Source organism: Methylobacterium fujisawaense (assembly GCF_039619325.1).
Classification (GTDB): Bacteria; Pseudomonadota; Alphaproteobacteria; order Rhizobiales; family Beijerinckiaceae; genus Methylobacterium; species Methylobacterium fujisawaense.
This window is the reverse complement of record NZ_CP155000.1, coordinates 6519553-6541424: the sequence shown is the minus strand read 5'-3', so window position 1 is coordinate 6541424 and position 21872 is coordinate 6519553. Positions and strand designations below refer to the sequence as shown.

Annotated in this window: 19 protein-coding genes; 3 read left to right on the top strand and 16 right to left on the bottom strand. The window is 71.5% G+C overall.

The window, feature by feature from the left end:
* Nucleotides 1-99: 99 nt before the first annotated feature.
* Nucleotides 100-246, top strand: a complete 147-nt coding sequence (locus tag ABC766_RS31220) for a hypothetical protein (protein WP_164706391.1) — start codon at nt 100-102, stop codon at nt 244-246.
* Nucleotides 247-277: 31 nt separating this feature from the next.
* On the opposite strand, the gene ABC766_RS31215 is transcribed toward ABC766_RS31220, so the two are convergent.
* The 16 genes from ABC766_RS31215 to bchF all read right to left on the bottom strand — a co-directional run bounded on the left by ABC766_RS31215 (nt 278) and on the right by bchF (nt 18923).
* The gene (locus tag ABC766_RS31215) at nt 278-1948 is read right to left on the bottom strand and encodes a magnesium chelatase subunit D (protein ID WP_345822859.1); all 1671 of its coding nucleotides are present in this window, start codon (nt 1946-1948) and stop codon (nt 278-280) included.
* Nucleotides 1949-2174: 226 nt separating this feature from the next.
* Entirely contained in the window at nt 2175-3185 is a 1011-nt protein-coding gene (bchI, locus tag ABC766_RS31210; RefSeq protein ID WP_053608298.1) for a magnesium chelatase ATPase subunit I, read from the bottom strand.
* Nucleotides 3186-3319: 134 nt separating this feature from the next.
* Entirely contained in the window at nt 3320-4537 is a 1218-nt protein-coding gene (gene hemA, locus ABC766_RS31205; protein ID WP_043383104.1) for a 5-aminolevulinate synthase, read from the bottom strand.
* Nucleotides 4538-4649: 112 nt separating this feature from the next.
* Entirely contained in the window at nt 4650-5444 is a 795-nt protein-coding gene (gene puhE, locus ABC766_RS31200; RefSeq protein ID WP_345820331.1) for a putative photosynthetic complex assembly protein PuhE, read from the bottom strand.
* Nucleotide 5445: 1 nt separating this feature from the next.
* Entirely contained in the window at nt 5446-6534 is a 1089-nt protein-coding gene (acsF, locus tag ABC766_RS31195) for a magnesium-protoporphyrin IX monomethyl ester (oxidative) cyclase (protein ID WP_043383098.1), read from the bottom strand.
* Nucleotides 6531-6827 (bottom strand): hypothetical protein, encoded by a 297-nt coding sequence (locus ABC766_RS31190; protein WP_020095258.1) that lies wholly within the window; start codon nt 6825-6827, stop codon nt 6531-6533. The genes acsF and ABC766_RS31190 overlap by 4 nt, the downstream gene beginning before the upstream one ends.
* Entirely contained in the window at nt 6827-7321 is a 495-nt protein-coding gene (puhC, locus tag ABC766_RS31185; protein WP_052083600.1) for a photosynthetic complex assembly protein PuhC, read from the bottom strand. The genes ABC766_RS31190 and puhC overlap by 1 nt, the downstream gene beginning before the upstream one ends.
* 11 nt (nt 7322-7332) lie before the next feature.
* Complete coding sequence (gene puhB / locus ABC766_RS31180; protein ID WP_053608300.1) at nt 7333-7983, bottom strand: photosynthetic complex putative assembly protein PuhB; 651 nt, start codon at nt 7981-7983, stop codon at nt 7333-7335.
* Nucleotides 7980-8759 (bottom strand): photosynthetic reaction center subunit H, encoded by a 780-nt coding sequence (gene puhA / locus ABC766_RS31175; RefSeq protein ID WP_043757045.1) that lies wholly within the window; start codon nt 8757-8759, stop codon nt 7980-7982. The genes puhB and puhA overlap by 4 nt, the downstream gene beginning before the upstream one ends.
* A gap of 18 nt (nt 8760-8777) precedes the next feature.
* A complete protein-coding gene (locus ABC766_RS31170; RefSeq protein WP_043383090.1) occupies nt 8778-10208 on the bottom strand; it encodes a BCD family MFS transporter in 1431 nt (476 codons plus the stop codon).
* Nucleotides 10205-10957 (bottom strand): magnesium protoporphyrin IX methyltransferase, encoded by a 753-nt coding sequence (bchM, locus tag ABC766_RS31165; RefSeq protein ID WP_342143451.1) that lies wholly within the window; start codon nt 10955-10957, stop codon nt 10205-10207. Before bchM ends, ABC766_RS31170 begins: the two co-directional genes overlap by 4 nt.
* A gap of 16 nt (nt 10958-10973) precedes the next feature.
* Nucleotides 10974-11867: a ferredoxin:protochlorophyllide reductase (ATP-dependent) iron-sulfur ATP-binding protein gene (gene bchL / locus ABC766_RS31160; protein WP_043346558.1), complete on the bottom strand. Its 894-nt coding sequence runs from the start codon at nt 11865-11867 to the stop codon at nt 10974-10976.
* On the bottom strand, nt 11864-15568 hold the full coding sequence (locus tag ABC766_RS31155; protein WP_345820330.1) for a magnesium chelatase subunit H: 3705 nt from the start codon (nt 15566-15568) through the stop codon (nt 11864-11866). Before ABC766_RS31155 ends, bchL begins: the two co-directional genes overlap by 4 nt.
* Nucleotides 15543-17141 (bottom strand): ferredoxin:protochlorophyllide reductase (ATP-dependent) subunit B, encoded by a 1599-nt coding sequence (bchB, locus tag ABC766_RS31150; protein WP_342143455.1) that lies wholly within the window; start codon nt 17139-17141, stop codon nt 15543-15545. Before bchB ends, ABC766_RS31155 begins: the two co-directional genes overlap by 26 nt.
* A 4-nt stretch (nt 17142-17145) precedes the next feature.
* The gene (locus ABC766_RS31145; RefSeq protein ID WP_342143457.1) at nt 17146-18420 is read right to left on the bottom strand and encodes a ferredoxin:protochlorophyllide reductase (ATP-dependent) subunit N; all 1275 of its coding nucleotides are present in this window, start codon (nt 18418-18420) and stop codon (nt 17146-17148) included.
* Nucleotides 18417-18923 (bottom strand): 2-vinyl bacteriochlorophyllide hydratase, encoded by a 507-nt coding sequence (bchF, locus tag ABC766_RS31140; RefSeq protein ID WP_342143459.1) that lies wholly within the window; start codon nt 18921-18923, stop codon nt 18417-18419. The genes ABC766_RS31145 and bchF overlap by 4 nt, the downstream gene beginning before the upstream one ends.
* 317 nt (nt 18924-19240) lie before the next feature.
* Here bchF and ABC766_RS31135 point away from each other — a divergent pair, with 317 nt between their 5' ends.
* Together ABC766_RS31135 and ppsR are read left to right on the top strand one after the other, a co-directional pair.
* On the top strand, nt 19241-20131 hold the full coding sequence (locus tag ABC766_RS31135; RefSeq protein WP_182592234.1) for a cobalamin B12-binding domain-containing protein: 891 nt from the start codon (nt 19241-19243) through the stop codon (nt 20129-20131).
* 40 nt (nt 20132-20171) lie between these two features.
* Nucleotides 20172-21623, top strand: a complete 1452-nt coding sequence (ppsR, locus tag ABC766_RS31130) for a transcriptional regulator PpsR (protein WP_342143461.1) — start codon at nt 20172-20174, stop codon at nt 21621-21623.
* Nucleotides 21624-21872 lie beyond the last annotated feature (249 nt).

The window sequence follows — 21872 nt, the reverse complement described above, 5'->3', positions numbered from 1 at the left end:
ATGCCACCGGTGAGAGGAAGCGGATTGCTGCGCCGCAACAACGGCGGCATATCACGGGCGAGCAAGAGCAACACGCGTCCCCGGACTTTGGAGAAGGCCATGATCCTGTTCACCTCCTCGACCCAGAACATCGCCGCCCCGGTCTCCGGCGGCTGGAGCCTCAAGGCTGTCATCCGCGAGATGCTGAACTCGTGGCTCGCCCATCACCAGCGCCTCGCCGACAGCGGCATCGGCGGCGACCTCTGAGACCCCGCCCCGGGGCTGAAGAGCGGGGCGCTCAGAGCGCCGCCCGCACCGCTGCGCTGAGCTGACCGGCCTCGGCCCGCGGCAGCTTCAGGTAACGGGCGCCCATCGCGTCCGCCACCGCCCGGGCGTCCTCGCCCCGGGTCCCCGTATCGACCACCAGGGCCGCCAGCCCGGCCGCCCGCAAGGTGCGGGCCGCCTGCAGGGCCTCCGCGGCCGCCCGGGCCCGTCCCCCCTCCCCCGACCGGGCGACGTTGGCGCGCCCGTCGGTCAGCAGCACGATCGCCGGCCGGCTGCCGCCGCGGCGCACGCCCAGCGCCACCGCGACCGCGGCATCGATCCCCGCCGCGAGCGGCGTGCCGCCCCCGCCGGGCAGCCCCGAGAGCCCGCGCTTGGCCCGGGTGAGCGAGCGGGTCGGCGGCAGCACCAACTCCGCGCCGGTGCCGCGGAACGCCACCAGCGCAACCCGGTCGCGCCGGACATAGGCCTCGGCCAGCAGCAGCTCGACCGCGCCCTTGGCTTCGGCCAGCCGCTCCAGGGCGGCCGAGCCCGAAGCATCGACACAGAACACCGTGGTGGTCTCGGTCCGCTGCTTGAGGATCCGGATCCGCAGATCGTCCCGCCGCACCACGATGCGGCGCGTCTCCTCCCCCGTGCGCCGCAGGGCCTGCCAGGGCGCGGCCGTTCGCAGGGTGGCGAGCAGGTCCAGGCGTCCCCGCCGCGGATCGCCCCGCCGGCAGCCCACCGGGCGCCCGGTGCGGGCGGCCGCCGCCTGCCCCACCCGGCCGGACTTCGCGGCCGTGAGCCGCCGACCCCCCGCCAGCAACTGGTCGAGGAGGTTCGGCGGGATGGCGGCGCGCACCGCCTCCAGCACGACGTCGTCGGGGGTTTCCGCGGCGGACGGATCCGTCGTCTCCGCCCTGGGCTGCTCCTGAGGCGCGTCCGCGGGTGGCGCCTCGGCGGTCTCGGGGCGCGGCTCTTCCGGTGCGGGCAGGCGCGTGGCGCGCGGCGCCAGGACGAGGCGCCCGGCCGCGACGATCTCCGCCCGGTCGATCGGCCCGTCGCCCGCGAGGGCGCGCGCGACCCGCACCGCCAGGATCGGGCCGCGCAGCGACGCGATCCCGAAGGCCTCGGCCAGGGCGCAGAGGCTCCCGACCGGATCGGGCTCCGGAGCGTCCGAGACGGGTTCCGGCTCAGCCGGGGGAGGCTCCGCGAGGCCGTTCAGGTCGATCCGGAAGGCGAGGCGATCGGCCAGCGCCTCGGCCACCGTCTCGTCCGCCTCGCCCTCGTCGAGGAGGATCAGGCCGAATCGGGCCGGCCGGTCCACCGCGGTGCCGGCATCCAGGGCGGCCGCGAGGCGGGACGCGGTGCCGGCCGGCAGGCGCTCGGCCATGGGGACGACGACGATCCCGCCATCGGCCTCCGCCAGCAGACCGGCCCGCGCGATGGGGCGGCCCGCCGCCAGGGTCGCGGCGAGATCCAGGCCGCCGAGAAGGCTGTCGTCGCCGATGCCGGGCGGAAGTCGCCGCCAGGGCGTTCCGGAGGGCAACGCGGACCGCAGGGTCTCGAGCCAGCGCTCGCGCTCCGGTCCGGGAGGGGCGCGGACCACCGCGCCACCGAGCCCATGCGGGTCGGCGGCGAGGAGCCGGGCGGCGCGATGCGCGTCGGTCCAGGGATGCGACGCGCTGAAGAGCCTGTCCTGCAGAGGCGCGTCCTCGCCCTGGGCGGCCGGTTCGGCCTGCCCGGAACGCGACGCGACGACCCCTGTCTCCCGTGCGGAAGAGGGTCGGGGTGAGGGAGGAGACCTTTCCGGATCGGGCACGTCCGTCACCCTGTCCCTCTCCCGCACGGGAGAGGAGACCCGCGCGCCATCCCGACCCGGTCGGGCGCGGTCCGTCCGGTCCACGACAGGCGGACCGGCAGCGCGACCGTCACGAAAACATCTCCGCCAGCGCCCGCTCCACCCGGGCGGTGGATCCGGATTCGTCCAGCGGGTTGCGGCGCAGCCGGTGGCGCAGGGCGGCCGGGGCGATGCGGCGGAGGTGGTCGTCGGTAACGGCTCCGGCGCCATCGAGGGCCGCGAGCGCCCGGGCGGTCCGCATCAGGGTCAGCTCGCCGCGCAACCCGTCCGTGCCCAGGGTGAGACAGAGCTGCGCCGCGCGCTCCAGGGCGGCATCCGGCACGGTGACCGACGGCAGGCGCTCCCGCGCCAGCAGGAGTCGCTTTCGAATCGCGGCCTCGTCCCGGGCGCGGGCGGCGCAGAAGCCCTCCGGGTCGCGCTCGTAGGCGTCGCGGGCACGCACCACCGCGATGCGGGTCGGGATGTCCTTCGGGGTCACGACCTCGCAGGCCAGCCCGAACCGGTCGAGGAGCTGCGGGCGCAATTCGCCCTCCTCCGGGTTGCCGGATCCGACCAGCACGAACCGCGCCGGATGGCGCAAGGACAGGCCCTCGCGCTCGACGGTGTTGACGCCGGAGGCCGCCACGTCGAGCAGCAGGTCGACGAGGTGGTCCTCGAGCAGATTCACCTCGTCGATGTACAGGAAGCCGCGATTGGCCCGGGCGAGCAGCCCCGGCTCGAAGGCCTTCACGCCTGCGCCGAGCGCCCGCTCCAGATCGAGGGTGCCGACCACGCGGTCCTCGGTGGCGCCGAGCGGCAGGTCCACCACCGGCACCGGTGTCTTGTGACTCTTTCGCGGGCCGCCTTCCGCGCAATGCGGGCAGGATGCGGCCGGGCTGTCGGGGTCGCAATTGTAGGGGCAGCCGGCCACCGCCCGCATCGGCGGCAGCAGGGCGGCCAGCGCCCGGATCGCCGTGGACTTGCCGGTGCCGCGGTCGCCGAAGACCAGCACGCCGCCGACGGACGGGTCCACCGCCGCGATCAGCAGCGCCTGGCGCATCTCGTCCTGGCCGACGATGGCCGAGAAGGGGAAGGTGGGCACGGGGTTCTGGCTCTGGCTCCTCTCCTCCCCGCGTGGGGAGGAGCCGGAGATGGGGGGTGCAGGATGGGTCGAGGCGGTGCCGTCTGCACCACCCCCACCCCTACCCCTCTCCGCAAGGGGGAGGGAAGAGCGCCTTACTCCGCCGCCTTCTGCCGAAGCCCGATCCGCCCCCAAATCGTGGTCAGGGCCTCGACGAGACGGGCGATGTCGGCATCCGTGTGCAGCGGCGACGGGGTGATCCGCAGGCGTTCGGTGCCGCGGGCCACCGTCGGGTAGTTGATCGGCTGCACGTAGATGCCGAACTCGTCGAGCAGGGTGTCGGAGATCCCCTTGCACAGCACCGGGTCGCAGACCATCACCGGCACGATGTGGCTGTCGTTGGGCATGGTCGGGATGTCGGCGGCCTCCAGCGCTTGACGGACCTTCGCCACGCGCTCTTGGTGCCGGGCGCGCTCTTCGCCGCTCGTCTTCAGGTGGCGGATCGACGCCGCCGCGCCCGCCGCCACTGCGGGTGGCAGGGAGGTGGTGAAGATGAAGCCCGACGCGAAGCTGCGCACGAAGTCGCAGAGCTTCTCCGAGGCCGTGATGTAGCCGCCGTGCACGGCGAACGCCTTGCCCAGCGTCCCCTCGATCACGTCGAGCCGGTGGGCGACGCCGTCCCGCTCCGAGATGCCGCCGCCGCGGGCGCCGTAGAGGCCGACCGCGTGGACCTCGTCCAGGTAGGTGAGCGCCCCGTGGGCCTCGGCCACGTCGCAGATCTCTCCAATGGGGGCGATGTCGCCGTCCATCGAGTATACGGATTCGAACGCCACGAGCTTCGGCCGGGCCGGATCGACCAGGGCGAGCTTGCGGTTCAGGTCCTCCGGGTCGTTATGACGAAAAATGTGGCGCTCGGCGCGGGAGAACCGGATGCCCTCGATCATCGAGGCGTGGTTCTCAGAATCGGAGAAGACCGCGCAGTTCGGCAGGCGTGAGGCCAGGGTCCCGAGCGCCGCCCAGTTCGACACGTAGCCGGAGGTGAACAGAAGGGCCGCCTCCTTGCCGTGGAGGTCGGCGAGCTCGCGCTCCAGGAGCACGTGGTAGTGGTTGGTGCCCGAGATGTTGCGGGTGCCGCCGGCGCCGGCGCCGCAGCGGTCGATCGCCTCGTGCATCGCGCCGGTCACGGCCGGGTGCTGGCCCATGCCGAGATAGTCGTTGGAGCACCACACCGTCACGGGACGCGTGCCGCCGGCATGGTGGTGCGTGGCGTGCGGGAAGTTGCCCGCGTGGCGTTCGAGGTCGGTAAAGACCCGGTAGCGCCCCTCCCGGTGGAGCCCGGCGATCTCAGCCCCGAAGAAGGTCTCGTAGTCCATGTCGCCTCTCCCCGAACAAATCCTGCGGGTTGATCCCGCCTGTGACACCGGACTTCGCACAAGACCAGTTCCAGATTGGTGGACGTGCGTCGCCCGTTCGTGATCCCTCGGCCTACACGTGATCCGGCGGTCCGGCCGCTTCCCCGGGCGCCCGGGCCGGCAGGCTCCAGCGCCACAGCTCCGCCGAGGGCAGCGGCAGCATCAGGAACCAGTGCTCCAGCGTGGCGAGCGCCGTGAGCGTCGCCAGGACCGTGAGGCCGATCAGCTCGTGCTCCAGCAGGTCCGTCCCCAGGGCCGCGCGTCCGAGCAGCGCCGCCGCGATGGTCCCAAGGCTCACGGAGACCGGGAACAGCAGGTTCATCGGCTTCCGGGACAGGTAGCAGGCGAGGTAGCCGAGATGGTCCGGGAGGAACTCGGCGTGGAGGTTGCGCACCCCCAGGAACAGGTTGAGCCGCGCCGAGAGGTTCATCACCACCAGGGTGCCGTAGGTCCACAGGGCGAAGCGGTTGGGGCTGCCCCAGACCAGGGCCAGGATCGCCAGACCCCCGATCACGATAGCGAATTCGTGCCACAGGCTGGTGGCGAGCGCCGCGAGGAACCGGTCGAACCCCCGCACCCCCGGCGCGCAGGCGGCCGGCTTGGGGCCGGACAGGAAGCCCATGTAGTAGCTCATCTCCTGCCAGCCCCAGACGACGAGCGCCGCCGTGAAGGCCGTGTAGGCCCCCGTGGCACTCGTGTCCGCGGCGCTGGACCGGATCGCCAACAGGGCGCCCGCGAGCAGCAGCGTCGCCCCGGCCATGCTCCACGCATGCGTCCGCCGCGGGGCGTGGTCGAGCAGCAGGATCAGCCCGGTGGAGAACCACCAGAGCAGGACCGCGTAGACCACCGGGGCGGCGTAGGTCCCCATGCTACCAGACCGGCTGGAGGCGGATGTCGGCCGGCAGGGCGTTGGCCTTGACGGGGAGGAGATAGAGCCGGGCGAAGGTCGTGGCCGCCCGCAGCACCTGCACGCCGTGCTGCACCGTGCCGACGACGCCGCCCCGCGCCTTGGCGTCGGCGATCGCCCGCGAGCAGGCAAGCAGCCGGTCGAGCCCCGCCTTGAACTTCGGGTTGTCGAGGTCGAGCTCCAGCGGGAAGGTCTGCCGGGAGATCTCCGAGGTGATCCGGAAGACCTTGAAGTCGTAGTCGGTGGGATCGACCCCGAGCGCCTTGTGGAAGGCCGGCCGGTGATGGTCGCGCACGTACATCGTGGCGAAGACCGCAAGCAGGAAGAACCGGATCCAGTAGCGGTTCACGCCGCTCGTCAGCTTCGGGTTCGCGCGCATCAGGAGCGCGAAGGCCTCCCCGTGGCGGAACTCGTCGTTGCACCAGAGTTCGAACCACTTGAAGATCGGATGGATGCGCCGCTCCGGGTGCCGCTCCAGCTCGCGGAAGATCGTGATGTAGCGGGCGTAGCCGATCTTCTCCGAGAGGTAGGTGGCGTAGAAGATGAATTTCGGTCGGAAGAACGTGTACTTCTTGGATTTGGTGAGAAACCCCAAATCCACGCCGATGCCGAAATCCTTGAGCGTATCGTTGATGAACCCGGCGTGACGCGCCTCGTCCCGGCTCATGAAGCCGAACAATTCCTTGATATCTTTGTTCTTTGCCCGCTTCCTCATCTCGGCATAGAGGACGCAGCCGGAAAACTCCGCCGTGATGGAGGAAACCAAAAAGTCCAAAAACTCCTTCCGCAATTCGGGCTCCATCTGCGACAGGTCGCAGTCGAACTCCTCGTTGCGGGTGAAGTGGCGCTTGTTCGGGTCGGCGCGCAGCTCGGCAATGAGCAGATCCCAGTCGCGGCGCACGGGCTCGACATCGGTGCGATCGAGCTCGTCGAAATCCGTCGTGTAGAAGCGCGGGCTGAGGAACGTCGTCTCCTGGGCGGCCCGCGTCGATTCGTTGACCGGGACCTTGGGGACAGGCTGGCCGGAGGGCGGCGGGACAGATGCGTTCACAGCTTCCTCCTCTCGGAAAAGCTGACCTCGTAGAGTTCGGTCAGCTCGAGATGGGCGATGAGTTTGGTCCAGGCCCGCTCCAGCGCCCCGGCCCGGGTGACCGTGGCGGTGCGGCGCACGGTCAGCCGCTCGCCGTAGGGCACCGAGGTCGGCGCGTCGTGGACCTGGACCTCGTCGCCGGGTTCGATCTCGAAGCCGGCATCGAGGGTCACGTGGGCGTGCAGGCTCTCGGGGGTCTGCTCGATCTCCACCGTGCAGGGTACGGTGACGGTGCGGCTGCCGAACAGGCCCATCACCGCGTCTCCGTGGCGGGTACGCCCGGCGCGGGCATCAGCCGGGCGAAGGCGCCGGCATTGGTCGGCCCGAAGGCCTCGAGCGGCACCCGGCGGCCGGTGGCCTCGTCGGCGAGCGCGAGCCGGCCGTCCTCGTAGCGGGTCAGGCTGAACGGTTGCTCGGGCCCCAGGCCTTCCCGTTGGCGGGCCTGGGCGAGGCCCCGCAGGGTCCCGCGCAGGAAGCCGTCCTCGCCGGGGCGGATCCAGGCGACGATGTGCCGGTCGGCGATGTCCCGGAGGGCGATCGAGCCATCGACCTGATCCTCGGCGCGGAATTCGAGCCGCGCCACCGCTTTGGCGGGCGGCAGTGCGACGAGGCCGACCTGCTCGCTCCGGCCGATCAGGACCGCCAGCATGGTGAAGCCCATGAGTGCGCCCGCACCGACCATCAGCAGCGCCGGTGCCGGTCCCGCCGGCCCCATCGCCCGGCCGGCGCCCTCCGCCCGCTCGCCCATCGTGCCCCTCCCTATTCGGCCGCGACGAGGCGACCGGAATTCTCGTCCGCGCGCTCGCGCTGCGCCACCCGAACCGGCGGCGCGGTGCCGTCGGCATGGGCCGCGAGGGCCCGTGCCAGCAGCGCCGCCGCGGCGTCGGCCTCCGGTACGGACCGCATCATGGGCTCGGTCCGGGCGAGACGCCAGGGCCGGACATGCGGCCAGATGTGAAGGTAGGCGATGCGGATACCCGGCCGCAACTGCAGAGGGAGATCGCCGCTGCCATCCGTGAAGGCGCGCAGGGCCGCAGTCTCGATCTGCGCGAAGGGCAGGTTGTGGGTCACCGGCAGGGCGATGCCGGCCTGCAGCACGACACGACGGTTGGTCACCGTGTAGAGCGTCGTCCGATGGGTGAGCCATGCGAGCAGCCAGAGCAGCGCGACGGCGCCCGCGCCGATCACCAGGGTCGGTCCCACCACCTTCAGGGCCGAGGCGGGCGAACCGGCCGCCAGGCCGAAGGCCAGGGCGCAGACCGCAAACCACGCAATCACCAGACGGGCGTGGAACACTCGGACCAACAGGCCCAAGGTGGTCGGCCTGCTCTGCCACAGGATGCGCTCGCCCGCCGGCAGAGGACCGGGCAGGCCCCGCGGGGTGCCCTCGGGGAGGAAGTCGCCGCTCATATCAGGGGCTCCGCCCGGGCCGGCGTCGCGTAGAGCGTGCCGGCGCCGAAATACGAGACGATCCGCTCCTCCTCCAGGAAGGTCACGCTGTCGGGATCGCGGGTGGTCGGGATGTCGGCGAACTGGCTGGCGAGCAGCGCCTCGGTCGTCACCGTCTTGGTGAAGCCGCCGGCCCGGCAGAAGGTGGTCGGCATCAGCCGGCGGCCGCCCGCCGGGAGTTCCACCTCATAGTAGCGGATCAGCGACTCGCCGCGGTCGACCCAGACGTCGCTGATCACGCCCGCCACGGCGTTGTCGGTGCCGAACACCGTCATGCCGATCGGGTTCGGGCCGCTTTCGTGGATGACGAAGTTCTTCGCCACCCGCAGGGGAACGATGCGGATCTCCTCGTCCCAGGTCCGGTCGTGGACGTCGTGTCGCAGCACCCAGGAGCCGGGGCCGACGCCGGCCTGGAGCGACGTGTCGGTGCGCTCGTAGGGAGCGCCGGGCCAGGGCTCGACCTTGCGGGCCGGGATGCCGGTCTCGATGTCGTCCCGGCCGTGCACCGCCTGCGGTGCGTAGGTGGTCTCGCCGCCGGGGAGATGGAAGGCCTTGGACCGGGGGATCAGGATCGGATCGTCCGCCTTGCGGCGGCCGACGGCCTCGTTCTCCAGCGGGTAGCCCTCCCGCCGGTCCTCGCGGCGCAGCCAGAAGACCAGCCCGGCGAAGAAGATGAAGAACGCGTAGAGCACGACCTGGGCGACGTCGACATAACCCGTAAGTGCGCCGGTTGGCATGGCTGTCCTCCCCGAATGTCAGGCCGTCCGGCCGGCAAGGCCGTTGGCGATGCGGTCTCGATCCTCTGTCCGTGCGTCCTCACGCACCAGCGGCCCCAGCGCGAGGAGCGCCGCGAACAGCAGGGCGATCTCAATGTGGTAGACGATGAGGTAGCCGATCGCGGGCTCGTTCATGCCCTCGCCGAGCACCCCCGACTGGGCGATGGCGCCGCCCACGTCGCGCACGAGGCCGCTCGCCGCGATCGACAGGCCCGCGGCGGTCGCCTGCACGGCGCCCCAGGCGCCGAGCGCCAGCCCCGTATCCTCGGGGCCGGCGCGGTTCATCGAGGCGGTGAGCGTGCCGTGGGCGAAGAGGCCGCCGCCGAGCCCGATCAGGCTGACGCCGGCGGCGAACAGGTCGGCCGAGGCCAGCGGCGCTGCGAAGACCACCGCCGAGAAGGCGAGGATGCCGATGCCGACGCCGACCGCCGACACCCGGAACGGATCGCCCCCGCGGCCGAGCCAGCGCGCCGCAACCAGCAGGCCCAGCCCGCCGCCCGCGGCGAGCAGCGCCGTGAGGGCCGTGGTCGCGCCCACGGAAAGGTGCAGGATCTGGCCGCCATAGGGCTCCAGCAGGATGTCCTGCATGGAGAAGCCCGCCGTGCCGAGGCCGATCGCCACGAGGCGACGGCGGGCGGTGCCCTCGCCCGCATAGGCCCGCCAGGACGACCGGAAGTCGCGCTGCGGCGCCGTCTGCGTCCGGTTGGGATCGCGCGGCTCCTGCTTCCAGAGGGCGAACCCGTTGAGGATGATGGTGACCAGGGCGGCGCCCTGGATCACCTGGATCAGGCGCACCGGCGAGAAATGGGCGAGGAACAGGCCGAACAGCAGAGCGCTCGCCATCATGCCGAACAGCAGGGCCGCGCAGAGCAGCGCCACCACCTTCGGCCTTGCATGCGCGGGGGCGAGGTCGGTGGCGAGCGCCAGCCCGACGGTCTGGGTCGTGTGCAGACCGGCACCGACCAGCAGGAAGGCCAGAGCCGCCGCAAGGTTGCCGACCCAGAGCGGCCCGGTGGTGTCGCCCGACAGGATCAACAGGGCGAACGGCATGATCGCGAGGCCGCCGAACTGAAGCAGCGTGCCGAACCAGATGTAGGGCACCCGCCGCCAGCCCAGCAGCGAGCGATGCGTGTCCGAGCGGAAGCCGACCAGCGCCCGCAGGGGCGCAAAGATCAGCGGCAGCGCCAGCATCACCGCGACGATCCAGGCCGGCACCCCCAGTTCGACGATCATCACCCGGTTCAGGGTGCCGATCAGCAGCACCGCCGCCATGCCGACGGTGACCTGGAACAGGGCGAGCCGAAGCAGGCGCCCGAGGGGCAGCTCGACGGTTGCGGCATCCGCGAAGGGGAGGATCGCCGGGCCGAGGCGCATCAGGGCGCGGGTCAGTTTCTGGGATGCGGCGTTCATGTCCGCATCCCCGGCGACGCCGCCCCCGATCCCGCAGAGGCGGACGGGCGCGCGCGCGTCAGCGCCACCGCGTTCGACAGGTAGAATCCGCTGTTGATCCGGTGGCTCCGCGCCCAGGTGAAGGCGTCGAGCGCTGTTTCAGAGGTCATCCGACGGCGCAGGCCGCCCTCGGTCACCGGCACGATCGCGGGCGAACGGTCGCTGCGGGGAAAGAACTTGCCCGCCGCGTGCATCACAGTCAGCAGGGCCGTGCGCGGCGCCACGGTGAACAGCACCGAGCCGTCGGTGCGCGCACCCAGCGCCGCCAGCGCCCGGGCGATGTCGGCAGCCCGGTAGTGAATCAGCGAATCCATCGCCACCACGTGGTCGAAGCGGCCGAGACCCGGATCGAGCATGTCGCCGACGCGGAAGTCGATGCGGCCCGCCCCGGCGATCGCCGGCAGCCGCTCCTGCGCCAGCCCGATCAGCGTCGGCGAGACGTCGATCGCCACCACCTCCGCCCCGCGGTGCGCCGCCTCGACGCTGAGCGCCCCGGTGCCGCAGCCGGCATCGAGCAGGCGCAGGCCGGTCATGTCGGCGGGCAGCCAGGAGAGGAGCGTCGCCCGCATGGCGTCGCGGCCTGCCCGCACCGTGGCGCGGATGCGGCTCACCGGCGCGTCCGAGGTCAGGCGCGACCACGCCTCGACCGCGGTGCGGTCGAAGTAGGTCGTCAACTCGCCCCGGCGGGCGTCGTAGCTGGCGCTGGCCATCGGTCGGACCCCAAACTCAATCGAAACCGAGGAACTCGAACAGGTCGCGATCCTTCATCGGGACCGCCTCGCAGGGCGGGGCGCCCGACCACAGCGTCTCGGCGAGCCGCATGTACTCCGCGGTCACGGCGTCGAGCTCCGGGGACGAGTCCATCTCGAACAGGGTGGACTTCTTGAGCCGCGAGCGGCGGACCACGTCGAGGTCGGGGAAATGAGCCAGCCGCTTCAGGCCGACCGCGTCGTTGAACCGGTCGATCTCGTCGGTCTTGGCCGAGCGGTTTGCGATGACGCCACCCAGGCGCACAGGGTAGTTCTTCGACTTGGCGTGGATCGCCGCCACGATCCGGTTCATGGCGAAGATCGAGTCGAAATCGTTGGCGGTGACGATCAGCGCCTGGTCGGCGTGTTGGAGCGGTGAGGCGAAGCCGCCGCAGACCACGTCGCCCAGCACGTCGAACACCACGACGTCGGTGTCTTCCAGGAGATGATGCTCCTTGAGGAGCTTCACCGTCTGGCCGACCACGTAGCCGCCGCAGCCGGTGCCGGCGGGCGGGCCTCCGGCCTCGACGCACATGACGCCGTTATAGCCCTCGACCACGAAGTCCTCGACGCGCAGCTCCTCCGAATGGAAGTTCACTGCCTCCAGGGCGTCGATCACCGTGGGGGCGAGGCGCTTGGTCAGGGTGAAGGTCGAGTCGTGCTTCGGGTCGCAGCCGATCTGGAGCACGCGCTTGCCGAGCTTGGAGAAGGCCACCGACAGGTTCGACGAGGTGGTCGACTTGCCGATGCCGCCCTTGCCGTAGACCGCGAACACCTTGGCGGTCTCGATCTTCAGGTCCGGGTCCAGGGCGACCTGGACGCTCCCTTCTTCCTTCCGGGCGACGACCGGATTGCGGATGGCGATGTTCATGCGGCGACTCCTGTGGTGACGCCTTCGAGACGATCCTCCAGCTCCTCCTCGGCCCGGTCGAGGGCGTCACGCATCTCTGCGTTGGGAGTCCAGAAACCGCGGCGGTGGGCCTCGATCAGCCGTTGGGCGACCTTGGCGGAGGCGGTGGGGTTGAGGGCCGCCATGCGCTCGCGCATGGCGGGGTCGAGGACGTAGGTCTCGGTGATCCGCTCGTAGATCCAGGGCTGGACCGCGTTGGCGGTGGCCGACCAGCCTACCGTGTTGGTCAGGTGGGTCTCGATCTGGCGGACGCCTTCGTAGCCGTGGCCGAGCAGGCCCTCGTACCATTTCGGGTTGAGCATGCGGGTGCGCGTCTCCAGCGCCACCTGCTCCTCGAGGGAGCGCACGCGCCCCTCCCCGCGGGTCTGGTCGCTGATGTAGATCGGCACCGCCTCGCCCTTGGCGCGGGCCACCGCCCGGCCCATGCCGCCGAGGCCGTCGAAGTAGTGGTCGACGGAGGTGACGCCGACCTCGACCGAGTCGAGGTTCTGGTAGGCCATGTCGACGGAGGCCAGCACCGCCTGCATCAGGGCGCGTTGCGGCGCCGGGCGGCCGGTGCGGCCATAGGCGAAGCTCTTGCGGCGCGAGAAGGTCTCGCACAGCTCGGCGTCGTCGTCCCAGCTCCCCGAATCGACAAGGTGGTTGACGTTCGCGCCGTAGGCGCCCTCGGCGTTCGAGAAGACCCGCAGGGCCGCCGTCTCCAGGTCGCAGCCCTGCTCGGCCTGGATCGCCAGGGCGTGCTTGCGGACGAAGTTTTGCTCCAGCGGCTCGCCCGCGGTGGCGGCGAGGTACGAAGCCTCCGCCAGGAGCTTCGTCTGGAGCGGAAGGAGATCGCGAAAGATGCCCGAGAGGGTGACCACCGCGTCGATGCGCGGGCGGCCAAGGGTCTCCAGTGGGATCAGCTCGGCGCCGCTCAGGCGGCCGTAGCCGTCGAAGCGGGGCGCGGCGCCGATCAGCGCCAGCGCCTGGGCGATCGGGCCGCCCTCGCTCTTGAGGTTGTCGGTGCCCCACAGGACCAGGGCAACGCTCTCCGGGCAGGGCTTTCCGTCGGCCGCGAAGCGTTCGAGGATGCGGGCCACCTGCCGGGCACCGTCCGCGACCGCGAAGGCGGAAGGCAGGCGGTAGGGGTCGAAGCCGTGGAGGTTGCGGCCCGTTGGCAGGATCGCAGGGTTGCGCAGCAGGTCGCCGCCCGCCACCGGCGAAACGAAGCGGCCGTCGAGGGCCCGCAGCAGCGCCGGCACCTCGTGGTCCCGGGCGAGCAGCCGGTCGGTCTCGGCCAGACTCGCGAAGGCGGCGCGGCTGGTCTCGTCGGCGGACAGGCCGGAGACCGTCAGCGCCGCCTCGACGCCGTGCCCGGCCACCAGGGCCTCGATCCCGGCCCGCTCCGGACTCACGCCGTGCGCCGACTCGGCGAGCGCCAGGAGCAGGTCGACCCGCTCGACCTCCGGCGTCCCCGCTCCGACCACGTGCAGCCCGTGCGGGATCAGGGTCTGCTCCAACTCCTGCACGGCGGACCAGAGGGCGCCGACCCGGGCGCCGAGATCGCCGGTCCAGGCCGGCTCGGCGGCCACGAGATCGAGGGCCGCGCCCTGGTCCTGGATCATCCGGGCGAGACTTTCCCGCTCCGTCCCGGCTTCGAGGTCGAGGCCGCGCCAGCGCTCCATCGAACTCTTCAGGTCGATCAGCCCGCGGTAGAGCCCGGCCGCCGCGAGGCTCGGGGTCAGGTAGCTCACCAGCGTCGCGGCCGAGCGGCGCTTCGCGAGCGTCCCCTCCGATGGGTTGTTGGCGGCGTAGAGGTAGACGTTCGGCAGCGCCCCGATCAGCCGCTCCGGCCAGCAGGCCTCGGACAGGCCGGTCTGCTTGCCGGGCATGAATTCGAGCGCCCCGTGGGTGCCGAAATGCAGCACGGCGTCGGCGGAGAAATCCTCCCGCAGGTAGCGGTAGAAGGCCGAGAAGGCGTGGGTCGGCGCGAAGCCGCGCTCGAACAGCAGCCGCATCGGGTCGCCCTCGTAGCCGAAGGCAGGCTGGACTCCGACGAAGACGTTGCCGAACTGTGCTCCGAGCACGAAGATCTCGGCGCCGTTGGTCTGATGGCGGCCCGGCGCCGGGCCCCACTGGGTCTCGATCTCGGCGAGGTAAGTCTCGCGCCGCAGATGGTCCTCGGCCGGAATGCGGGCGTGGACATTCGCCTGAGTGCCGTAGCGCTTGGCGTTGCCCTCAAGGATCGCTGCGCGCAGGGCATCGACGCTCTCCGGGACGTCGACGGTGTAGCCGTCGGCCGCCAGGCCCTTCAGGGTGTTGAGGAGCGAGGCGTAGACCGACAGGAACGCCGCCGTGCCGGTGGCGCCGGCATTCGGCGGAAAATTGAACAGCACCACGGCGAGTCGGCGCTCGGCTTTCTCGGTCCGGCGCAGGGACACCAGCCGTTCGACCCGCTCGGCGAGACGCGCGGCCCGCTCGGGATGGACCCGCATGTCGCGGGAATTGTCGCTGCCCGACGCGGCGGAGCGGCCCCCGAAAACCATCGGGGCGGTGGCGCCGTCGAGTTCGGGGATCGCGACCATCATGGTCGCCTCGACCGGCGACAGGCCGCGCTCACCCGCCTCCCACTGCTCCAGCGTCTGGAACTCCAGCGCCTGGGCGGCGAGGTAGGGCACGTCGAGCCGGGCCAGCATCGCCTCGGCGGAAGCGGCATCGTTGTAAGCGGGGCCGCCGACCAGGGAGAAGCCGGTGAGGGACACGAGGGCGTCGATGCAGGCGCGCCCATCCCGCATGAAGAACGAATCCACGGCCGGGCGGTTGTCGAGACCGCTGGCGAAGGCCGGCACCACGTCGAGGCCCTTGGCCTCCAGGGCCGCGATGACGCCGTCGTAGTGGGCGGTGTTACCGGCGAGCACGTAGCTGCGCATCACCAAGAGGCCGACGCGGCCCATCGCGTCCGCCCGGCGCGGCAGCCGAGACGGGTCCGCGCCGATTCGGCCGGGCAGGCGCGGGTGGTAGAGACCGGTCTCGGGGTAGTCGAGGGGAGCGGGGGCCGCCGGCCCGTCGCGCCACGCCGCCCGCTCGCCCGCCGCGTAGCGATGCACGAGGAAGCGCACCAGGGCTGCGACGTTCTCGTCGGAGCCCGCCAGCCAGTATTGCAGGGTGAGGAAGTAGGCGCGCACGTCCTGGGCCGAGCCCGGGATGAAGCGCAGGATCTTCGGCAGCTTGCGCACCAGGGCCATCTGCCGGCCGGCATTGCCCTGCTGGCCGGGCTTGCCGCGCAGCTTCTTCAGGAAGTCGAGGGCGCTGCGCTTGGTGCCGCTCATGTCGAAGCGGCCGAGCCGCGTCGTCTTCACCACGTCGCCCGCCGACATGCAGCCAATCATCGCGTCGCAGGCCTCGCGCCGGGCCGCGAGCGCCGGCAGGATCGCCCGGACATGCTCGTCCATGAACAGCATGGCCGAGAGCACGATGTCGGCCTGCGCGATGTCGGCCCGGCAGGCCTCCAGCGTCGCAGGATCGGTCTCCCACTCGGCTGCCGCGTGGAAGCCCAGCACCAGCCCCGGCATCTCGGACCGGAGGCGCAGGCGCGCCCGTTCCACCGCGCTCGCCAAATGATTGTCGAGCGTGACGATGATGACGCGGATCGGCGGCCTAGCGGCCGTAATGCGCTTTGGCATCGTAGAGGGTCTCGATCGTGATGAGCGGCAGGTGCCGCTCCCGGGCGAAGGTCTCGGTGTTGCTGCGGGCCTTGCCGCGCACGAAGAACGGGATCTTTCTCAGTTCCTTCTCGGCTTCCGGCGACCACGCGGTCGCCACCGCCCTGTCCAGCAGGATCGGAACGGGCGCCGACGTCGGAGGGGTGTCGGCCGGCGCCCGTTCTCCGGCCTCGAGCGCCCCGTCCGCCGGAGTCCCGAAGGACTTGCCGCCGAGATGCGAGGGGCCGACGCCGTCGTGGAATTCGGGATCCTCCCGGAACATGCCGAGGAGGTGCTCTTCGAGGCCCATCATCAGCGGATGGACCAGGGTGTCGAACAGGACGTTGGCGCCCTCGAACCCCATCTGCGGCGCGTAGCGGGCCGGGAAGTCCTGGACGTGGACCGGCGCCGAGATCACCGCGCAGGGGATGCCGAGCCGCTTGGCGACGTGGCGCTCCATCTGGGTGCCGAGCACCAGTTCCGGTGCCGCCGCGCGGATCGCCGCCTCGACGTCGAGGTAGTCGTCGGTGATCAGCGCCTCGATCCCGTGCTCGGCCGCTTCGGCGCGGACCTCGCGGGCGAATTCGCGGCTGTAGGTCCCGAGACCGACCACCGTGAAGCCGAGTTCGCGCGCCGCGACCCGGGCGATGCCAATGGCATGCGTCGCGTCCCCGAACACGAAGACGCGCTTGGCCGTCAGGTAGGTCGAATCGACCGACCGCGAGTACCAGGGCAGGCGCGAGCCCGGGCCGTCGAGCACGGGTGCCGGATCGATTCCCGCGATCTCCGCCACCTCGGCGACGAACCGGCGGGTGCCGCCGACGCCGATCGGCAGTGTCTGCGTGAATGGCTGCCCGAAGCTCTTCTTCAGGTACTCCGCGGCCGACCGAGCGGTTTCGGGGTAGAGCACGACGTTGAAATCGGCGTCCCCGAGGCGGCCGAGGTCGGCCGGAGAGGCTCCCAGCGGCGCGACAATGTTGACGGCGATCCCGAGGGAGTCGAGCAGGCGTCGGATCTCGATCAGATCGTCCCGGTGGCGGAAGCCCAAAGCCGTCGGCCCGAGGATGTTGCAGAGCGGCCGCCGACCGGGCTCGCGCGCCGGACGCGGGGCCGGCGGACCGGCGAGCGCCCGGACGAGGCGATAGAAGGTCTCCGAGGCGCCCCAGTTCTCCTTCTTCTGGTAGGCGGGCAGCTCCAGCGGGATCACCGGGATCGGCAGGTTGAGGGCCTTGGCGAGGCCACCCGGATCGTCCTGGATCAGCTCGGCGGTGCAGGAGGCGCCGACGATCATCGCCTGGGGTTGGAAGCGTGCGTGCGCGGCGGCGACCGCCTCCTTGAACAGCTCGGCGGTGTCGCGGCCGAGATCCTGCGCGCGGAAGGTGGTGTAGGTGACGGGCGGGCGGGCGTCCCGCCGCTCGATCATCGTGAACAGCAGGTCCGCGTAGGTGTCGCCCTGCGGCGCGTGCAGCACGTAGTGCAGGCCGGACATCGCCGTTGCGACGCGCATGGCGCCGATATGCGGGGGACCCTCGTAGGTCCAGAGGGTGAGCTGCATGGCGCTACACCTCCAGCAGGGCGCGGCGCCGGAGCGGGCGCACGAACAGCTCGGCGAGGTCGCCGGCCTGCTCGTAGCCCTGTACCGGCGTGAACAGCAGCTCGATCGACCACTTGGTCGACAGACCCTCCGCCTCCAGCGGGTTGGCGAGGCCGAGGCCGCAGACCGTGAGGTCCGGGCGCGCCGTCCGGCAGCGGTCCATCTGGTCGTCGAGGCTCTGGCCCTCGGTCACCCGCGTACCCTGGGGCAGCAGCTCGATCTCGGCGGCGAGATGCGCCCGGTGCAGGTAGGGCGTCCCGACCTCCACGAGATCCGCGCCGAGTTCCCGGGCGAGGAAGCGGGCGAGCGGCACTTCAAGCTGTGAATCAGGGAAGAAGAACACGCGCTTGCCTGCGAGCTTTTCGCGATGGGGCGCGAGGGCGGTCTCGGCTCGGGTGCGGCCCGGGGCCGTCGCCCGGTCGAAGACGGCCTCGGCGACGCCGAACGCCTCGGCCGCCGCCCGCAGCCATCCGGTCGTGCCCTCGGCACCGAGCGGGAACGGCGCCGGGAGCCGGCGGGCGCCGCGCTCTTCGAGGGCGCGGGCCGTGTCGGCCAGGAACGGTTGGGCCAGGAGGTAGCGCGTGTTGCGCCCAATCGCGGGCATCGTGTCGGCCCGGCGGGCGGGCAGGAACCGGACGTCGCCGATCCCCATCGCGGCAAAAATCCGAAGAAACTGGTCCTCCACCACGTCGGCCAGCGCCCCGACGACCAGGAGCGACGGCGCGGCCGTCTCGACCTCGCGGGGCAGGTCCGGCACCAGGGCGGCGAGGCAGGCATCCTCGCCCTGCGTGAACGTCGTCTCGATGCCGGAGCCGGAGTAGTTCAGGACCCGCACGGGGGCGAGGCGCCCCGACAGCCGTTGCGCCGCCCGGGACAGGTCGAGCTTGATCACCTCCGACGGGCAGGAGCCCACCAGGAACAGGAGCTTGATATCCGGCCGCCGCTCGATCAGCCGGGTCACGACCCGGTCGAGTTCCTCGTTCGCGTCGGCGATCCCGGCGAGGTCGCGCTCGTCGATGATCGCGGTCGCGAAGCGCGGCTCGGCGAAGATCATCACCCCGGCGGCGGACTGAATCAGATGCGCGCAGGTCCGTGAGCCGACCACGAGGAAGAAGGCGTCCTGGATCTTCCGGTGGAGCCAGACGATGCCGGTGAGGCCGCAGAACACCGCCCTCTGCCCCTGCTCTTGGTGCAGGTCGATGCCGCCGCAGGGAGGCTGGTGGATCAGGGGAGCGTTCATGACAGCGCCTCCGCGAGGCGCGGTGCGCGGCTGCCGGTGCCCTCGAGACGGGCGGCGCGGAGCTTCATGAGGAACTGGCCGGCATTGACCACGTAGGTCGCGTAGGCCGCCAGCGCGAGCAGCAGCAGCGCCTGCCCGCTGAGTGCGCCCGTGATGAGAGCCGCGAGATAGGCTGTGTGAAGGGCCAGCACGAGCATGCTGACCACGTCCTCCCAGAAGAACGCCGGTGCGAAGAGCCACCGCCCGAACACCGCCTTTTCCCAGATCGAGCCGGTGACCATGATCGCATAGAGCGCCAGGGTCTTCACGACGACCGAGATCTCAGCGGCGAACTGACCTGCACCGGTGGCGAGGGTGCGCAGCACCAGGACGAGACTGATCAGGAAGATCGCGAATTGCAGAGGCGCCAGCACTCCCTGAACCAGGGTCCAGGGCGAAGAGTCGCGCTTTCGCCGTTCGACAGGCGTGTAGAGCGGTCGTGCCGGCCGGTCCTCGGGACCCATGCATCCGCTCCCTGGTGCTCGGCGGCGCCAAAGGCTCCGTCGTTGACAGAGGCTAGGGCGAGGGTCCCAGAAGTGTCAAGTGCGCTTGACGGTTTCGGAACATGACAGGTGAGAGATATTTTTTCTTCGAATAAGATCATTGCCAAGATCGCCAGGAAGCGTATCGTCGGGCTCGACGGCTGGAGACTGCCGCAGTTTCACTTGTCAGATCCGGGACTGACGAACGCGAAGAATAGACAGGCGAGCAACGCCGCACCCAGGACACGAGCGGTGCCGCTGGTCCTCCCGGGCCAGGGCCGACTCAGGGAGGGATGCCGATGGGAGACTGGAGGCATTTCGGCGATCGCCTGGATCACGGCCAGCCCGCGGCCGGCTGTAACCCTGTGAGCGATGGTCGTTCCGTGTTCCGCGATAGCCCCGTCGGTTGGTCCGATCTGCGCCGGCCCGTTCCGGACATGCTCGCCCGCGTGGTCGAGGCGGAGATCCTGCCCCGGCTGATGCTCGCGCACCGGCCCGCCGGCCGCGGCCGCCCGGCGAATCGCGCGCCGAGTCCCCGGGAGATCGCCGAGTTCAGCGCCCTGCTCCTGGAGGCCGGTCCGGTCGATCTCGACGCCCGGGTGGAGGTCCTGCGCGACGGCGGCCTGCCCCTGGCCCGCCTGCTCCTCGATCTGCTCGCCCCGGCGGCCCGCCACCTCGGCGCGCTGTGGGAGGAGGATGCCTGCGACTTCCTGGCGGTGACGGAGGCGCTCGGGCGGCTCCATGCGGTGAGCCGACGCCTCTGCGCCGAGCTGGAGGACGAATCGATCCCGGCCAACGGGCGCAGCGTGCTGCTGCTGCCCTGTCCCGGCGAGACGCATGTCTTCGGCCTGTCGATCGTCGCGAGCTTCTTCCGGGAGGCCGGCTGGGACGTGACCACGGCGGTGCCCGGTCCCGAGGTCGATCCCCTGACGCTGCTCCGCACCGACTGGTTCGACGTGGTCGGCCTGTCGCTCTCCTGCGACGTGCTGCTGCCGGCCCTGACGAAGGCCGTGGCGGAGGTGCGCCGCGACTCCCGCAACCGGGAGATCCGCGTTCTGGTCGGCGGCCCCTATTTCGCGCGCTACGGCGGCGAGGCGGGGATCGTCGGGGCGGATGCCTGCGTGTCGGACGCCTGCCTGGCGCCCGCCGCGGCGGAAGCTTTGCTGGACAGACAGGCATTGGCCTGCTGAAAGGGTTGGTATCCGAATATCACATTGCAATCACATTGCGGTGACCGTGACGCCCCAGCCTCGCCACACCTCGCAGTCGCCGCCCGCGGCCCTGCAGCAGGTGGCCGGCCTCCTCGAAGGCGAGGCGGTCGGCCGCATCGTCGCGGCATCGACGGACCTGTCGCTGGTGATCGATGCCGACGGGGTGATTCGGGACGCGACGGTCGGCGCCGATCTCAAGGCCGAGACGGTGGCGGGCTGGCTGGGCCGGCGCTGGATCGACACGGTCACGGTGGAGAGCCGCCCGAAGGTCAACGCCCTTCTGCGGGATGCCCGGGCCGAGGGCATCACCCGATGGCGCCAGGTGAACCATCCCTGCCCCGACGGGATCGACCTGCCGATCCGCTACGCCTCGATCCGGCCGGCGGGGGACGGTCCGATCCTCGTGCTCGGGCGCGACATGCGGGCGGTGGCGGCCCTTCAGCGCCGGCTGATGGAGACGCAGCAGGCCCTCGAGCGGGACTACGACCGCCTGCGCGCCGCCGAGACCCGCTACCGGCTGCTGTTTCAGATCTCCGGCGAGCCGGTGCTGGTGGTCGATGCCGGGACGCGCCGGGTGGCCGAGGTCAATCCCGCCGCGGCGCGCCTGCTCGGGCGGCCCGCACGGCGCATCACCGGCCAGGACGCCGTCGACCTGTTCGACGCCTCCAGCGCCCGGGCCCTGGAGGCGCAGTTCGCCGCCCTGCGGGCGACCGGGCAGGCCGGGGCGATCCGGGCGTCCCTGCCGCACGAGCGGGGCGAGGTCACGGTGTCGGCCTCGCTGTTCCGGGGCGAGGGCGGCGCCAGCGCCCTGCTGCAGCTGGCCGCCGACCCGGCGGCGGCGGCGGCCGGGCCCGATCAGGAGGCGCCCACCGCCGCCGTGCTGGCGGCGATGCCGGAAGGATTCGTCGTCACCGACCCGTCGCGGCGCGTCCTCATGGCGAACGCCGCCTTCCTGGAGCTGGCCCAGCTCGCCACCGAGGGGCAGGCCCGCGGGCGGACCCTCGACCACTGGCTCGGCCGCGACGAGATGGAGGCGCAGGCCCTGTTCGCGACCCTGGTCGACCACGGCGCCGTGCGCCGCTTCGCCACCGTCGTCCGGGGCGCCTATGGCGGCCTGGAGGATGTGGAGGTCGCCGCCGTGTCGGTGGCCGGCCCCCGCCCCTGCCTCGGCTTCGCCATCCGGTCCGGCCCGCGGCGGATCGCCGAGGGGCGCTCCGCCTCGGCGATCGGGCGGGGGCTGCCCCGCTCGGTGGAGCAGATGACCGAGCTGGTGGGCCGGGTCTCGATGAAGACCCTGGTGCGCGAGACCACGGACCTCATCGAGAAGCTCTGCATCGAGGCGGCGCTGCGGATCACCCGGGACAACCGGGCCTCGGCGGCCGAGATGCTGGGCCTCAGCCGGCAGGGCCTCTACGCCAAGATGCGCCGCTACGGCGTCGGCGATCTGGACGGCCCGGCCGACGACGCCTGAGGCGGGCGCCGGACTCCCTTTCGGCCCTCGGCGGACTGCCGCGCGCCTGACCGCGCCCGACGCGCGAGGATGGCCGCGTTCCGCGCGCACGTCCGCCGGATCGCGCGCGCAGGACCGCCGCCGCACCGGTAAGACTGGCCGCCGCCGAGGCGCTGCGCCCCGCGACTTTCCGGTGTGCCGGATAATGTATTCCTGACGTGGGGGTTGTATTCGCTGGACAAACGCCGCGCACATTCCGCCGCGTGGTGT

Excerpts from the sequence above, each read along its gene's own strand:
- hemA (WP_043383104.1), bottom strand. The coding sequence starts at position 4,537 with ATGGACTACGAGACCTTCTTCGGGGCTGAGATCGCCGGGCTCCACCGG.
- ABC766_RS31190 (WP_020095258.1), bottom strand. The coding sequence starts at position 6,827 with ATGGGCCTGTTCGGCAGCCGCACCGTCACCGTACCCTGCACGGTGGAG.
- bchF (WP_342143459.1), bottom strand. The coding sequence starts at position 18,923 with ATGGGTCCCGAGGACCGGCCGGCACGACCGCTCTACACGCCTGTCGAA.
- puhA (WP_043757045.1), bottom strand. The coding sequence starts at position 8,759 with ATGCCAACCGGCGCACTTACGGGTTATGTCGACGTCGCCCAGGTCGTG.
- ABC766_RS31170 (WP_043383090.1), bottom strand. The coding sequence starts at position 10,208 with ATGAACGCCGCATCCCAGAAACTGACCCGCGCCCTGATGCGCCTCGGC.
- ABC766_RS31145 (WP_342143457.1), bottom strand. The coding sequence starts at position 18,420 with ATGAACGCTCCCCTGATCCACCAGCCTCCCTGCGGCGGCATCGACCTG.
- puhE (WP_345820331.1), bottom strand. The coding sequence starts at position 5,444 with ATGGGGACCTACGCCGCCCCGGTGGTCTACGCGGTCCTGCTCTGGTGG.
- ABC766_RS31155 (WP_345820330.1), bottom strand. The coding sequence starts at position 15,568 with ATGCCAAAGCGCATTACGGCCGCTAGGCCGCCGATCCGCGTCATCATC.
- ABC766_RS31220 (WP_164706391.1), top strand. The coding sequence starts at position 100 with ATGATCCTGTTCACCTCCTCGACCCAGAACATCGCCGCCCCGGTCTCC.
- bchB (WP_342143455.1), bottom strand. The coding sequence starts at position 17,141 with ATGCAGCTCACCCTCTGGACCTACGAGGGTCCCCCGCATATCGGCGCC.
- puhC (WP_052083600.1), bottom strand. The coding sequence starts at position 7,321 with ATGGGCGAGCGGGCGGAGGGCGCCGGCCGGGCGATGGGGCCGGCGGGA.
- ABC766_RS31135 (WP_182592234.1), top strand. The coding sequence starts at position 19,241 with ATGGGAGACTGGAGGCATTTCGGCGATCGCCTGGATCACGGCCAGCCC.
- puhB (WP_053608300.1), bottom strand. The coding sequence starts at position 7,983 with ATGAGCGGCGACTTCCTCCCCGAGGGCACCCCGCGGGGCCTGCCCGGT.
- bchM (WP_342143451.1), bottom strand. The coding sequence starts at position 10,957 with ATGGCCAGCGCCAGCTACGACGCCCGCCGGGGCGAGTTGACGACCTAC.
- bchL (WP_043346558.1), bottom strand. The coding sequence starts at position 11,867 with ATGAACATCGCCATCCGCAATCCGGTCGTCGCCCGGAAGGAAGAAGGG.